The organism is Ochrobactrum sp. S1502_03, from assembly GCF_044435015.1.
Taxonomy (GTDB): domain Bacteria; phylum Pseudomonadota; class Alphaproteobacteria; order Rhizobiales; family Rhizobiaceae; genus Brucella; species Brucella chromiisoli.
Map to the genome: position 1 here is coordinate 38,094 of NZ_JAYEXN010000022.1, position 14,810 is coordinate 52,903.

Sequence of the window (14,810 nt, forward strand, 5' to 3'; positions counted from 1 at the left end):
CCTTAGTTCATGTCTCTGTCGACCAACGCAACGCCGAGGCGCGCAGCAGTCGTGCGATAAATTGCGTTGAGGTCGACGATCGCGACGGATGCGGATGAAACGCCGCCATGCGCGAAAATACTTTTGAGCTCGGATTCTTTGATCACCTGGGCGGTCTCTCGCTTGGGATAAGCAACAAGCAGAGTTTTCCCGTCGCTATAAAGCTCGGCCGGCAGGCGCCCAGATTTGCCTATGTCGCTGAAAGCAAGCGCGAGGCGAGTTGCTCTCTTCGCCTGAAAGCCAAGCGACGAAAGTTCGGTCGCAACTGCGATTTGCAAGGCAGTATTGAAGCTTATTTCGCGGGGTGTTGCCCTGCCATCGGCGGCCCGATCATTAGTTGAACAAGGGATTAGACCGCGATCAAACCAAGATCTAACCACCGATTCTGAAGCTCCGGCCGCGATGCATACGGCAGTCAAGCCATATGACGATTTTTCAGACATTTGACTGTCCTTTCGCGCATAAGTGCGCTGTTGATTTATGGGGTTTAAAAAAAAGCCTGCCACCGTGCTGATCCGGTGGCAGGCGAGCGTTCCGCACGTCAGCGCTGGAATAGGGTGGCGACCCTGAAGTTGAGGAGGCAAACCCAAAGTCGCCTATCGGCTGCCGATCAAGGCGCCAGATATGGGAAAGCCGCCCGGTTAAGAGCGGCTTTCTGTGTTCCTATACCTACCGTCTCAAATGACGTTGAAACGGTCGTCAGGCTGCAATTTTCTGCGAATATTTTTGCAGAGCGGACAAAACTAGCCGTTTTCCGTTGTGAGAGGTTGGCTCCATGCCTGCCGCGCCTGCAACTTCCGAAAACGAGTCTGCGTTAATCATGGCATCGATGACGGTTCGCGTTGAATCATCAACATCGCCTAAAAAATCTGCCGCATCATCTGCACGGTCTAGTTCGGCAAGTTCTTCAATCCTCGGTGCCGCTGTCATTCCGTCGCCTGCGCCTTTCATGGCAGAAATGCACAACCGTCCGTAGTCGCTTGGTTTGTACGACGCCACTCCAGGCGAATAAATCGAATATCGGCGCGAGCGTTCGCCGGAGATCAGGTAACTCTCCTCCAATACACCACGAAGAACTGGGCCAAACTTCAACCGCATGTAGGAAGCTAGGCCTGAAAGACGCAGTTTCCTTTCCTTATTGGCTTGATCCGGTTCAAGCTTGCGCTGGGTTAAAGATCCATCCTCGTATCTAACTTTTCGCCGCCTGCCTTTTTTATCCCCGTAGTAGACGACGCCGCCTTCACCGTGATTGATCAGCAATCCGATGAATTTCTTGCCTTCACGCCCACCTATCCAAGTGGCATGACGACCTCCGTTCTGTTGCGGATTGAAGTATTTCACGCCCAATGACCGGCCACGTTCATATGCTGCAATCAAAGCCGTTGGTGAAGGCTTCATGCAACTTTGATCATGCTTTTTTTCTAGTCCCCAATTGCGATCATTTTCCTCAACGCCATCATTCTGAAAATTGTCATTCGCAGCAATAAGCGGCGGCCGCATTAATTCTCGCAGCCTATAGAATGCCTTGCCCATTGCAGGATCTTGCTTGACTAAAGATCGCGCAATGCGGTCGGGTGTTGATAGCATTCCGCAACCAGCCATACGGGCCGCTAGACGGGATTTGTGAGCCGCAATAGCGTCGGCGGTGGTTTTCAGGCTTGCTTCGGCTTTGGCGCGACCTGCGGCCCTGTTTGGCACGCTACGGGCCTTCTTTTGGCGATTGTCGTTTGCAGCACGACGTGGCGTATCTGGCACAAAGTCAGAGGGCGGCGCTTGATCAGTTAGATTGTAAAATTGAAGCCATGTGAGCCGTTTCCCGCGAAACGTTCCATCCTCCAAGTCGGTAAATGTGCCACGATTGGAGGCAAGGGGCTTACGGAAAGTGACTGACTTATCTGACGCGGCAAACTTCAAGGCTCGTGCGGCCCGGATGCTGCGGCTTTTGGCGTCAAGCTGCATCGGCGGCATCCTTGCCGTTATCGTTGCCCGGCTTCAGGTCAGGTCGCTGGCGATAGAATTCTGCCCAGCTAATGCGCTTTCCACGTATTGCGCCGTCGTGCTTTGAATCTGTTTCCGTGGTCATGCTGCCTCCTCGTGTGGTGGTGGTAAAAAATCGCCGTTGGTTGCCCAGAAGAAAGACCCGCCTAAAAGGACGGCTGTATCGTCAATCGTCCTATCCAATGCGATTGAGAGTTGTTTCAGCGTTTCTTGGCCGCGGTTCTGTCGCGCTTCGATGTTGCTCTCGACGACTATCTGAATGATGTCGCCTGTGCCGTCCTTTGTCTCGGTATGGATAGCCAGTAAAGTGTCGCCGCGATCTTTCAGAACTTCAGCGTGAACAATCTCCAGCACTTCACCGCGTGCGCAAACCGGTGCCGCCGTAAGGCGCGCGCCGGGCTTGCCGCATGTGGTATTATTCTTCCCCTTTAAGGGGAGAATAATAGGTTTGGAGGACATCATGTCCCCTCTACGGTCATTAGGGGGGACATTCATGTCCGAACCGGGTGACACAAATGTCTCCTCTACGGATGACACTGATGTCCCCTCTACGCGCGGAATTCTGCAGTCTAGGATGGCTTTACCGCCATTGCCCTCGCGAACTTTATCAGCACCCCGAAACCACCAATTTACGCCATACCGCGTGGAGGCTCGGCCCAGCGGCTCCCTGACGATGAAAATGCGGCCTTGTTCGAGCAGAAGCTTTTTCACGCGCTGTACGGTTTTGATACTGATTGGCACTCGGTCTACAATAAACGTCCTAGCGCATTCTGCGTATCCAAGTTTGCGATTGTAGGCTGCACATATCTTCTGAAGAACCCGAAGCGCCGCTGCCGTTATTGAGCTGTCTTCATTGGCATCTTCGAGAAAGGCTGACTTCTCATATGCATAGGGCCTAAGTGGCTTAGCCTTGACCATGACCGGCCTCCGGCACCGGATAGGTCGGCGCTCGAAAATCCTTCAGGCGCTGTTCTTTCCGTGCCTCAGCCCATTTGCGGTCAAACTCTTTTCCCCACGCTCGGTACTCGTCGGCGCGCTCCCAGCAGCATCGATAAACAGAGCGTTTCTCTTCCGTATGCTCGATCCGCTCTATGATTTTCATTGCTAGTAGATTCTGCAACGCACGAGAGACTGTGCGCCTACAAGTTCCTGTCCGCCGCTCAAACTCTTTGTGAGGAAGGTTGCTTTGACCGTGAAGTAAGCATTCATCAGCGATGTATTGCGCAATTCGGGCAGCGGTTTTCGAGTGCACAAGCCTCAAAGCTGCGGCTATGAATGAGATCGCGCGTTCGACCTGATCTTCAGGCACGTCTTGAATAGATTTGTATTGCATCAATCCTCCTAATGGGGAGAGCAGGCGCAAGCGTGCCCATTGCGCGGGCGATAGCGCTTGCCGTGGGTTGGTAAGGATGAGTTAGGCGGCGCGCGCAGCTATCCGGCTATCGATCCAAGCTTCGACTTCAGAGCGGACGAAAGCGATGCGCTTCACCGTCAGCGGAATGGGCTTCGGAAAGTGATCTTCTTTAGCCAGTGCCGAAATTAGAAAGCGCGACATGGTTGTGGCTTCGGTCACTTCGGTGAGCGACATCAAACGTGGACGGTTGTCGTTATCGGGGGACATATTGCTCCTGACACCACGCACGGATTCCGAACGCGGTTTTTCTCAAAAAAATGGGAAAGGTGGATTTTGGGCTGTTGGCCTATTTGTTGATATGTGGCTCTTTAAAAGAACCGGCGTGCCTCAAAACGGGCAAAGATGGGCACCACCCCATCGGGAAGTCGAGGAGACTTATTATTGTATATAAAACTTACTTTCTGAAAAGTCAACTATAAAATCTACATATGCCTATAAAAATACATTAACTAGTTATTTATACACTAGATGTTGATAGATAAGCTTCCCAATCTTGCATCATTTCGCGGCGCTTAGCCAATGCTGTTCCACGACGATAAGCCGCTTCCGTCTTATCTTTGAGTGTATGCGCCAACGCTGCCTCGGCAACATCACGCGGATAGGTGGTTTCATCACCAGCCCAATCACGAAAGGACGAACGCAACCCATGCAACGTTGCATCTCCGGCACCAGCAGCGCGGAAGACTTTAACCATTGCAGTGTCACTGATCGGCTTACTTTCTTTTCCGCCACCAAAAACAAGATTATTCGTTGAACACTGTTTTTGAGAACTAAGAATTTCAATTGCACGGTCACAAAGCGGAACTTCGTGCGCTTTTGCCGCCTTCATTCGCTCAGCCGGAACAGTCCATAGCTTTTCGATAAAATCCACTTCATCCCACGTCATTGAGCGGGCTTCGTTTGAACGCGCGGCAGTCAGCGCAACAAATTCAACAGCACGCGCAGAAACCGCTGGAGACGCCCGCAGCTTCGCGATAACGGCCGGGAGGTCTTTATATCCCACCGCAGCATGATGACCGCGTGACAGCTTGCTACGGGCCGGAAGCAGTTCTTTTAATCCACCTCGCCAATCGGCGGGGTTGTCACCGACGTAAAGGCCGCGTGCTTTCGCATGATCGATGACAGCAGCGATGCGTTGGCGTGTCCTGTCAGCCGTTTCAGGTATCTTTGCCCAGATCGGTTTCAACACCTCTACAACGTCGTCGCGCGTGATTTCAGCTATCAGTTTTTTATGAAGCGGCTCAGCGTACTTAGTGAGCGTCATCGACCATTGGTCTTTATGCTTCTCGTTCTTAAAGCTGGCCTTTTTGACGGTTAGAACATCGTCCATCACATCGAGGAACGTTTTGCGACTGTGAAGTTCTTCACCACGTGCAAGGCGCTGTCTGACGGCTTCGGCCTTCTCCCTTGCCAGCGTTAACGAAACGGGCGCAGTTCCCTGCCCGTAACCGCCAAGGCCGGTTTCGGTGCGCACGCCCGCCCGCTTATGAATGAACACCCATTGCTTGCTTCCGCCTGACCTGACACGTAAATACAAGCCATCACCATCCGAATATATTCCCGGTTTGTTCAGGGTTCGGATTCGTGTTTCTGAAAGCTTGTTCCGTGCCATATCGATTCCCGTTGCCATAACGCATGGTGTGAATATACGGTGATTATGGGCGAAAACAACAAAGTCGCATCAACAAAAACAACACCTTACAAAATCAGGCGGGCGCTCTCTCCGCCATAAACCGTTCTTAAGCGCTTGTTTTCCTTAATATCAATTAGTTAGCATGTACTTTTGGTACACAAGTCGGTACGCATGTGCTTATGAAAAAAGCTGCCATTCCCGGATTTGAAGCTCAGTACCTGTTTGTAAGAGGTGATGGTAATTACCTCTACAGAAGACGAATCCCTGCTCAATATCGAGTGCTGGCTGAAGGGAAGCTTGAGTTTAAGGCTTCTTTGAAGTGTAAGAACCACCATCAGGTCATAGAAAAATATGGCCAGCTTCATGCTTATTATGAAGGTTTGATGGACCGCCTCAAGGCAGGCAAGAGCATAAACAGCATTGAAATCGAGCCTCTGAGCACCCTCAAAGCAAAAGCTGCTCAAGTTGGCATTCAATATAAGCCGATGGATGAGCTGATTAAGGCAAATGATCCATCCTTACTGTTTAGCAGAATAAATTTGGGAGAAGATTTGATTAATGATGAGGTTGCCCTGCAATCTTTGTTTGGCATGGCACCTGAGCTACCGACCCTGAATGATGTATTGGCTTTTTATGAAGAGAACACCAGAGATCAGTTGATTGGAAAAAACACCAGAGAGATTTCAAAGAAGAAAGCTCCTGTGCAACTGGCTGTCAAAAGAGCCAATGATTTCTTTGGGGAAGATAAACCCCTTTCCCAGATTACCAAACAGCTTGCCCTCAGCTACAGATCACACATGGTTGACCTGGTTCAAACTGAGGAATTGAAAGCTGGCACTGCCAACAAGCAGATTATGCACCTGAGAAAAATCATCAGGTTCTATCTGGAACAGAACGATCTCAAGCAGGATAATCCTTTCAACAAAATTAGCCTGCAAGAAGAAAAGGCGGCCCGCCCGGCCTATTCAATTCAGTTCCTGAAAGAAAAGTGGCTTAGAGGCACCCCTTTTTCATCCCTCAATGATGAATCCTTGCATATCCTTTATGCCATCATGGATACAGGAACCGGTCCGAAGGAAATATGTGGGCTGGAACCTCAGGACATCCATCTGGATCATGAAGTTCCTCACATTGACATCAAACCAAACAAGATCAGGAAGCTCAAAACTGGCCACAGAGGCAGACAAATCCCTTTGATTGGCCAAAGCTTGATTGCCTTCAAGAAATACCCACACGGCTTCCCTTCTCATACCGGCCCGACAGGACCAGACAATTTCTCAGCCAATGTGAACAAATATCTGAAAGCGCATGGTCTCTGTGAAACTGATGAGCATGGCATCTACAGCCTCAGGCACACCTTCAAAGATAGAATGAGAAAACATAAGCTCCCACCCGAGCTGCAAAATTACCTTATGGGGCATAAAGACGGGTCAATCGGGGCGCATTATGGCAGCGGATACCCATTAAATGACATTCTGGACTACATGAAGCTTTTAGAAGCTGATTGGAAAAACTAAGCCTTTACAATAACTTAAACAAAAACGAGCCTATCAATGCATCCGGTCAATAGCCAAAATGCATTTGATAGGCTTTTTCATGCAAATGATAGTATATTTGCCAAAATAAATAATGTAGGAGTTCAGCAACTGCCCAACTTGAAGGAACCTTTGGCAAGTTTAATGTAATTAATGAACTATACTGATGCTGAACTAATTTATTATTCTGAAAAACTGAAAAAAATGGGTGACATTTTAGTAAAAAAAGGCTATAATAATGTTATTCCGCTTTTCAATCACTATCACAATCTGCTGAAAACTTTCAAAAATCAGTCGACCCCTCAATGGGGTTGACTAGGACTATTTTCTCATAAGTGAATTTATATAATTTATTTTGTTGATCGCGGTTGCCGGCGGCCGCGAGCTAAATGATGTTTGGGTGAATTCGCCCGAGGTTATGAATATAAAATAAAAGCCGATATGGCCTGCAACCCTGGGTAGCCATTCCCAGGGTAATTGTAAAACTTAACTAAAAATATGAAAGTACTATTAAAATGAACATACAGAATCCATCCATTTATGGATATCTGCCGACAGGCAGATCAGTAATTAACTCTAGTCATGACAAATGGCTCTATGATCTCTTCATGGAAAAATTCAGATATGATTTTGTTGATGCAAATCTAAAATACAAACAGGCCCATTTTGAGAAAAATCTGTATTTCATAACTATGCAATTCAGAACCGGATTATTTGCAGCTAAGGATGCAAAATCGCTTTATAACTCCAGACCCATGTTTGAATCCTTCAAGCTCTGGTATCTGGATGCGGTCAGAACGGTCATGGGACCGAAATCCAATAAGAATATCAAATATCAGCCTTTTGCTGTGGCCTGTCTGGATGTTGAAGGCACAGCTCAAGGTGCTGCTGCAACAGTTTTTCAGACACCACATATTCATGCCTGTCTTCTGGTCCATCCAAACAATCAGGATGAATTTGAAAATCATCTTCTGTCTTTGAAAGCCAAACAATTCAGGGACCAGATCATATCCAAAATCGACATTAAGCAGTTTAAGGATGACAGCAGGGGAATTGAGCCGATGCTGACCTACTCATCCAAATATGCCAGAGAACAGCAATCCAGCCCAAGGCATACGGTTCTGTTGGAAGCCTATCCTGCTGTGGATGCTAAGAATTATCCGTTCTACCATCAGCCAGATGAAACGGCTCGTTGAATTTCGAAACCCCAACTTGCTGCTTCAGAGGTCTTTGGGGGCAGCAAGTTGAGGTTCGCGGGATGCTGGTGGTCTGCCAAGAGCAGAAAAACTAACCTCCATCGCAACTTCGACTAAGATTTGTCATATTGAAGGAAGAGCAGTACGAACTTTCAAAAATGATGGTCAAATGCACCAGTCATAAATGTCATGATAACAATAGACAGCAATACGACTATTTCAACTGCTTGTGCACAAGGGAGAATCCAGTAATAATCAACGGTAATATTTTCTTCTTTTTTTATTTTTCTACCGAATTTATGTTCGTAGCTCAGAAATGGTTTGAACCTAACCGTTAAAATCAACTCGTATATAAGAATAGGTATCAGCAACATTAAATAACTAAATGAAATGAAACACAAAATAATCTGTACGACAATTAATGGTAGCTGATTTATTACACCCTGACCGTATGCTAGGGACATAAAGTTAAGATAATTTATCTCATTAATCCTATTTTTTATTCTCCATGCAACAAAAACATTCATCATAATCATTAGAGCGTTTCCCTTTCAAGTTGGATCATATCCGCACGAGTTGAAGTAATTCTGAGCCTCTTGCGGTTCGATGAGTTCAACCATCTTACCGATGCGATCCCAAAGCCCATTGACTGTTCTCTCGGCAGCCTTTCGTAAAAGCGCCTTCAGCTTGGAGAAGGCCTTTTCGATCGGGTTGAAGTCTGGACTGTAAGGTGGAAGGAACATCATTGTCGCGCCGACCGCCTCGATCAATTCTCTTGCTGCCGGTCGTTTGTGGCTGGACAGATTATCGAGGATGACAATATCACCTGGTTTCAATGTTGGAACCAACACCTGAGCGACATACGCCTCGAACCAATCACCGTTGATGGGGCCGTCGATGACAAGTGGCGCGACCATTCCCGTATTGCGCAGCCCCGCAACCAACGTGGTCGTTTTGCGATGGCCGTGAGGAAAACCCATTCGCAACCGCTCACCCTTGCGGCATCGCCCATGACTACGGGCCATATTGGTCGCTGTCCAGGTCTCATCGATGAACACGAGCCGCTCTGGATCGAGATCAAGTTGCTCCTCGAACCAGCATTGCCGCTTTTCCAGAACGTCTGGACGGCTTTGCTCTACAGCATGGCCAGTCTTTTTTTACGCGTTTGTTCGTGCCGGACAAGAAAGCGGTGCAGTGCCGACTTGCTGATTATGATGCCTTGGGCGGCCAAATCACTGCGAAGTTCGAAGAGAGTACCGTCCCTGTGTTCGGCGAGCCAGATCATGATCTGATCAGCATGAGCTTCTGTCTTGTGAGAATTGCGGTCGCCGCCCAGTGGACCGGGTCGAACATTTCCCTGCTGGAGTTGAAGGTTACGCCAACGGCTAACGCTGGCTGCGCTTACACCGAAACGCTCAGCAGCCTCTCGATGCGATGCACCGCCATCAACGGCAGCAACTACACGTATGCGAAGATCAATGGAAAGGGCTCGCGACATATCTGCCGACCTCCATCGGCAGATAGCTTGAATCAGAAAGTAACTGATTTGCAAAGCCTGCCGATTCAATCAGGCAGGGAAACGCTCTAATAATCTTATGACCGATAGAAAAACCGTAATTGATAGAGTGAATTCGGGTGATGTGAAACTGTTCATAACGGGCCAAGTAATTTAAAAGCATATGCAAGAAAAATAATGTAGAGTAAATAATACTCTTCTATTGGCAGCATACTGTGAGTGGCGAAGTTATGCGTTATTCTTTGCTGAGACCATCCCCTAAAGAATAAATCGACTAAAAACACCAAGAGATTTTGCGTTAACTTCTGTAGCAGAACTTCCGGAAGGCCGAATATGACAGGAACCGGAAACATAATCACTATATATCCCACATCAAAGCAGCTATGCGCTCATTCATGGAGAGGCTGCGGATAACTCGAAATTGTCCTTCCGATACCTTAACACTCAGAGTAATGTGGTTACCAAATTAATCGGAGAATCGATACATGGCAACCGGCGTCTCAAAGCGTGAGCGATTGGGCAAAGATACCAAAACTGCTGCTCTACCGCATCGGGATCCGCATCCGCTGCCAGATTCGAATACACCGCCACTACTAGCATACGAAAATCGACTAGACTCCTCAGAGATCTTAACAAAGATATCTACATCGTTCATGTCTGTCGATCATGACGGACTCAGTGGTGTCAGATCTGTTGAGCCTAACAGTTTAGTCTTAACCGACAATTTATTTGGCCTCCATAGTTTAGCTGCATCCGGTCAAAAGGTGACACTTTTCTATTTAGACCCACCTTATAACACGGGTATGGATTTCCAATCGCGTAACTTCGAACATTCCTACAATGACAACAGGAACCTTGCAGCTTACATCGAGTTTATGCGTCGAAGATTGCATTTGATACGTGAATGCATGGCGAAAAATGGATCTATCTATGTCCACATCGGTCACCAGATGCTATTCCATCTCAAAGTTGTAATGGATGAGATATTCGGACCGGAAAACTTCCGAAATTTAATTACACGCAGGAAATGTAGCAGCAAAAACTTCACTAAGCACAGCTACGCTAACTTAAATGATTACCTGCTTTTTTACACGCGCTCAGACGAATACATCTGGAACCAACCCGGTCAAGAACCCGATGAAGCTTGGATAGATAAAGAGTACACAAAGCAGGACGAGCGTGGCCGCTACAAACTTGTGCCAATTCACGCTCCAGGTACGCGTATGGGTGCTACGGGAGGTATGTGGCAAGGCAAATTTCCCCCGCCAGGAAAGCACTGGCAATATACACCAGACAAGCTGGATCAGTTGGACGCGTCAGGAGAGATTTATCGCTCGAAGAACGGAAATCCTCGGCGAAAGGTTTATCTAACTGACAAAAAAATTGTGCCGTATACTGACTATTGGAATGACTTCCGCGACGCACATCATCAGAGCATTGCCGTAACCGGATACCCAACCGAGAAAAACTTTGACATGTTAAAGATGATCGTCTCGGCAAGCAGCAATCCTGGAGACTTAGTTGTTGACCCTTTCGCAGGATCGGGCACAACCCTACATGCAGCTGAAGAACTCGGCCGGAGATGGATCGGAATGGATGAGTCTTTTACAGCAGCGAAAACCGCTATCAAGCGCTTACGCCACGGTGTGGAGGCGATGGGGGATTACGTAGATCGTGAGACGCCCCAACCCCATGCCGTAGACCTATTCGGTGATATTGATGCTAAGCCCGCCGCGAACAAGCAGACAAAGCAGCAGACTGGCTTTGAATTCCGTTTTATTGTAGATGAAGAGCTAGTCCATGCCTACCCAGATGAGATCAAGGCGTTGGCGTTAGGATGATGCTACTCTCATCAGCCAGTCGGCAGTGACCCGCTGATCGGCGAGCTTCATCGTGGTGACTCGTACATTACCATCCCAATCACCGTCCAGTTCAACGGCAGATCTCCAAGTATCGCCGTGAGCAAGCCCAGGACCATCAGCTAAGAAGATGATGCGGATTTTATCTCCACTCATCTCGCAATATTCGCGCGCCACCGCTACCTTATAGGAGTTACCGCCTGTTCGGTCATCAGACTGGGCTCCACCGCGAGTCGCATCGTAACGCGCGAAGCCTATAGCCAAGACCTCTTTTGATTTAGATTTGCGGATTACAAAGTCGCAAGGATATTCACCGACAAACCCGGGCAAAACTGTCGAGAGTTCGATGTCGCGGCCCGCTCCACGAGGACCTTCTATCGTCATAACACTCTCAAACTCCGTCTCGAACCAATCAAAGAATAGCCCGGTGAGAGAATAACCTATCTGTCCTCTCGTGTCGTATTCGCCAATGAGAGCAGCCAGCGCAGCCTTACTTACAGGGGTTAACGCTTCAAACTGTTCTTTTAGCAGTTCGATAGGTTTGAATGTACTGCCATAATTGTCGACTAACGTTTTAGTTGCAACAGTCTTAACCTTTTTGGCCATCTCAGTATCGATTACTGGGGCAACGGCACGGCGAAACATCTTAAGCAGTGCCATGCGCTTTTTGCCAGTAAACTTGGCGCCACGAATCTGTTCTAGTAGCTCTGAACTCGAGTTCACCTGCCGAATCAACTCGATAAAATCATCAATGCTATCCTCGTACTTGGCCAAGGTGACATCCAGTATCTCTGGGAACCTTGTCGCTTTGTCGATGGCAATTACCACTGAATTCGGATCTGTGATCTTACTCAAGAATTTTTTATCAGCCACGTTCCGCCCTCCAAGATAACATTTGGATTAGCAGAGCGCACTTAATCGAATGTTAATCTTAGAATGCGGCCGCACGAAAGGTTAAATTGACTGAGTGTGCGGACATAAGCAATTCAATCCAGAGAGGATTAAGGCAAAACGGTTTCGAAAGGTCCGCGCCTAGGTCAGAAGCGTATGTCGAGTGCACGCTCAGACTAGTTTGGAGCCTTAAATAAGGCTCGTTTGGTTCGGCGCTATAGCCTGAAACAGAATATACAATTCTGTTTCAGAAATTAGACAAATGGACCATGAATTTCCCGTAACTAAGCAATTTTCATAACTAATTGAAACAAAACACATGTGAACCGCTTCACAGCCTGCTCCATTTCTGCTTTATCAAATAATAGCAATACGGGGAGCAACTCATGAAGTACAGAAGTACCAACAACTGGTCTGACACGACGAAACTAAAAGAGCTTCTTTTCGCAGCGCAGCGACTTGATGAGTTAACTTTCGAATATACTCTTGATAGTTATAGAGCGCCGACTACAAATGTACCTTTCATACTCAAAGAATGCTTATTTTCCATTGAGCTGCACAAAGAAAAAGGCCTTCCAATAAATTCTGTACAAAAAATTCTAGAGGAAACTGAAAGTAAACTCAAAAATAATATAATTGTCAAAAGTGTACTAGATATTAACTTAGATAATTACCTATCATATAATGCTGACGATATAAATGACATTGAGAAGCATATTAGAATTCTATCACATGAACTATCAGTAAATACTTACATAGATAAATGTATTGAAATGATTAAACATTCTATTGAACAATCCGAAAGAAAAGAACTAGATTTTTTGCTTGGAGAATTTGTAACATCTCTACAAAATATACTCATTGATGGAAAGTTTATAAATGAAACTGTTGTTGACTTTTTCTTTTCAAGAAAAAAAATAAAAGACAATTCACAGTTTGATGAGTTTATAAAAATCATAATTGGTCATATACATGAGTACGACATTATAATTAAGATTAAATCCCCAATTAATGTATTAAGTAAAGAAATAATTGATTTATTTAACTGTAAAATTATTAAATCTTTGCCGAGTAACTACAATATAAATCAGGACAACTATGTGTATTTTAAACTACAAACAGGTGAATGCTTGTTGCAGTTTACAAAAGTAAAATCACACGACAGATATACTGCTATAAAGCTAGTTAAATCTAATATAGCAAGGATGCATGACCTTTACGGTATTTATCATCATAAAGGGACATATTCATATTCTCACAAGGCAATAGTCAAAATGGCTTGCTGCAGTGAAAAAACTAAACTTACAAATGTTAACAATAATAAGATGCACTATGTCTCGGACAATAAACCAGAGCAGGCAGCCTTGAAATTAGGTACTATGGTGAAGTATTTAAGGCTACCTTCCGGCCCAGACAGAGAGACATTCTTTAGAATAATCGATTTTCATGGAATGAGTTTGCAGTCTGGAGTTATTGAAAACCAGCTATTGAATATTTGGACCGCGATGGAAACAATCGTTCCAAATAAAGGCGAAACCAAAATCATTACGGGTGTAATTAAAGGATCACTACCTCTTATAGGCCTTCAGTATTTCAGAAGATTATTTGAACAACTCAGCTATGATCTGACAAGATGGAATAAATCCAAGTTAAACGAATGCTTAGAAGTTTCTGTATCACCTGATGGTAGTGATTTTATTGAGCAAATTTTTTGTTTGGTTGCCACACAAGAAAATGAAGCGGCCGCATCGCTACTACTATCCAAACTCAATGATTTTGAGTTAATGAAGTTTAGAATTTCCCAGATTCATTATATGTTCAAAAGTAAAAAAAGAATAAATAAGAAACTTAAAGAGCATATGCAGCGCGTGGAATGGCAACTCCATCGCATATACAGAACAAGAAATTCTATTGTGCACTCAGCTCAAAGCTTAGATCAAACAGACATGCTTGTGTTAAATGCTCATGATTATTTTGATCAGATTTTTCTTTTAACATCAGAGCTTTGCTCTTACAAAACGGGATTTAATAACTACACGGACTGCTTTAACTATTCATATTTCGCTTATAACCAATATGAAAAATTATTACAAAGCCTTCCTGATGAGACTTTAACAAGCGATGTCAAAAAAATATTATGGTCACCTAGTAGAAAATAAATTCTCACTTCCTTCTACCGGCAGGTAAATTCGGAACTCGAGTAGTTTCAATCAGATCTGTTCGGAATAAATCCTTTACCTCACAGTTCAACGCATGGGCTAGCTTTGCCAGTGTTTGTATTGTGGGGTTTTTTTTACCTCTCTCGATATGCCCAACATATGCCCTCTCGACACCAGCAAGCAGAGCTAGCTCATCCTGAGATATGTTTTTGGCAACTCTAATCCTTCTGAGATTGAGTGCTAGAAGCTCTTGAATTTCCATAAAAAAACAAAAGCATTTTGCCTTTCTCATAACCACGTTTTTTAAAACGTGGTATTATAGAACGCGAATCGATTGGCTTTCTGTGCCAATCAGGGCAACTGTTTCTTGGGGCTATTAGAATGCTGAATGATCCTTATGGCAAAAGGCTCTACCTAACTGCATCAGAAAGAAACTCATTTCTGCACTCAGCAATGAAGATGTCGGGTGAATGAGAGCGGCGGTGCAAAATTAGTCCACGGAAGTGGCGGGATAATCCCGCTTCGGCGGAGTAAAACTCGGCCACCTATTTTCCTTCTGCAACGAGTGCA

At 45.9% G+C, this 14,810-nt stretch carries 15 protein-coding genes; 4 read left to right on the forward strand and 11 right to left on the reverse strand.

From position 1 onward, the window contains the following. Positions 1–2 precede the first annotated feature (2 nt). From VBH83_RS13965 to VBH83_RS13995, 7 genes are all read right to left on the reverse strand, one after another. Positions 3–482, reverse strand: coding sequence for a hypothetical protein (locus VBH83_RS13965; RefSeq protein WP_396998260.1), 480 nt, complete (start codon positions 480–482; stop codon positions 3–5). A gap of 256 nt (positions 483–738) precedes the next feature. Further along, on the reverse strand, positions 739–1,998 hold the full coding sequence (locus VBH83_RS13970; protein WP_396998262.1) for a hypothetical protein: 1,260 nt from the start codon (positions 1,996–1,998) through the stop codon (positions 739–741). Next, positions 1,988–2,122 carry a hypothetical protein gene (locus VBH83_RS13975; RefSeq protein WP_396998263.1) on the reverse strand — a complete coding sequence of 45 codons (135 nt, stop codon included), beginning with the start codon at positions 2,120–2,122 and terminating at the stop codon, positions 1,988–1,990. Before VBH83_RS13975 ends, VBH83_RS13970 begins: the two co-directional genes overlap by 11 nt. Next, positions 2,119–2,955, reverse strand: coding sequence for a hypothetical protein (locus tag VBH83_RS13980; protein ID WP_396998265.1), 837 nt, complete (start codon positions 2,953–2,955; stop codon positions 2,119–2,121). The genes VBH83_RS13975 and VBH83_RS13980 overlap by 4 nt, the downstream gene beginning before the upstream one ends. Then, positions 2,942–3,370, reverse strand: a complete 429-nt coding sequence (locus VBH83_RS13985) for a hypothetical protein (protein WP_396998267.1) — start codon at positions 3,368–3,370, stop codon at positions 2,942–2,944. Before VBH83_RS13985 ends, VBH83_RS13980 begins: the two co-directional genes overlap by 14 nt. 81 nt (positions 3,371–3,451) lie before the next feature. Beyond that, on the reverse strand, positions 3,452–3,658 hold the full coding sequence (locus VBH83_RS13990; RefSeq protein WP_396998269.1) for a helix-turn-helix transcriptional regulator: 207 nt from the start codon (positions 3,656–3,658) through the stop codon (positions 3,452–3,454). Between the two features lie 250 nt (positions 3,659–3,908). Then, positions 3,909–5,063 (reverse strand): tyrosine-type recombinase/integrase, encoded by a 1,155-nt coding sequence (locus VBH83_RS13995; protein WP_396998271.1) that lies wholly within the window; start codon positions 5,061–5,063, stop codon positions 3,909–3,911. 200 nt (positions 5,064–5,263) lie between these two features. Here VBH83_RS13995 and VBH83_RS14000 point away from each other — a divergent pair, with 200 nt between their 5' ends. Both VBH83_RS14000 and VBH83_RS14005 read left to right on the forward strand, forming a co-directional pair. Further along, the gene (locus tag VBH83_RS14000) at positions 5,264–6,601 is read left to right on the forward strand and encodes a tyrosine-type recombinase/integrase (RefSeq protein ID WP_396998273.1); all 1,338 of its coding nucleotides are present in this window, start codon (positions 5,264–5,266) and stop codon (positions 6,599–6,601) included. A 626-nt stretch (positions 6,602–7,227) separates the two neighbouring features. Further along, positions 7,228–7,815 carry a hypothetical protein gene (locus VBH83_RS14005; RefSeq protein ID WP_396998275.1) on the forward strand — a complete coding sequence of 196 codons (588 nt, stop codon included), beginning with the start codon at positions 7,228–7,230 and terminating at the stop codon, positions 7,813–7,815. Positions 7,816–7,967: 152 nt separating this feature from the next. Here the strand turns inward: VBH83_RS14005 and VBH83_RS14010 are convergent, their stop codons facing one another. Together VBH83_RS14010 and VBH83_RS14015 are read right to left on the reverse strand one after the other, a co-directional pair. Next, positions 7,968–8,351, reverse strand: coding sequence for a hypothetical protein (locus tag VBH83_RS14010; protein WP_396998277.1), 384 nt, complete (start codon positions 8,349–8,351; stop codon positions 7,968–7,970). 15 nt (positions 8,352–8,366) lie between these two features. Next, a protein-coding gene (locus VBH83_RS14015; protein ID WP_396998279.1) for an IS630 family transposase occupies positions 8,367–9,313 on the reverse strand; the annotation gives its coding sequence in 2 pieces (ribosomal slippage) (positions 8,367–8,974 and positions 8,974–9,313; 948 coding nt in all). 503 nt (positions 9,314–9,816) lie between these two features. On the opposite strand from VBH83_RS14015, the gene VBH83_RS14020 reads away from it, so the two are divergent. Then, positions 9,817–11,172, forward strand: a complete 1,356-nt coding sequence (locus VBH83_RS14020) for a site-specific DNA-methyltransferase (RefSeq protein ID WP_396998281.1) — start codon at positions 9,817–9,819, stop codon at positions 11,170–11,172. On the opposite strand, the gene VBH83_RS14025 is transcribed toward VBH83_RS14020, so the two are convergent. Further along, positions 11,164–12,063, reverse strand: coding sequence for a hypothetical protein (locus tag VBH83_RS14025; RefSeq protein ID WP_396998283.1), 900 nt, complete (start codon positions 12,061–12,063; stop codon positions 11,164–11,166). The genes VBH83_RS14020 and VBH83_RS14025 overlap by 9 nt on opposite strands. A 404-nt stretch (positions 12,064–12,467) precedes the next feature. On the opposite strand from VBH83_RS14025, the gene VBH83_RS14030 reads away from it, so the two are divergent. Continuing rightward, positions 12,468–14,240, forward strand: coding sequence for a hypothetical protein (locus tag VBH83_RS14030; protein ID WP_396998285.1), 1,773 nt, complete (start codon positions 12,468–12,470; stop codon positions 14,238–14,240). A 4-nt stretch (positions 14,241–14,244) separates the two neighbouring features. Here the strand turns inward: VBH83_RS14030 and VBH83_RS14035 are convergent, their stop codons facing one another. Continuing rightward, on the reverse strand, positions 14,245–14,532 hold the full coding sequence (locus tag VBH83_RS14035) for a helix-turn-helix domain-containing protein (RefSeq protein WP_396998287.1): 288 nt from the start codon (positions 14,530–14,532) through the stop codon (positions 14,245–14,247). Between the last annotated feature and the right edge of the window lie 278 nt (positions 14,533–14,810).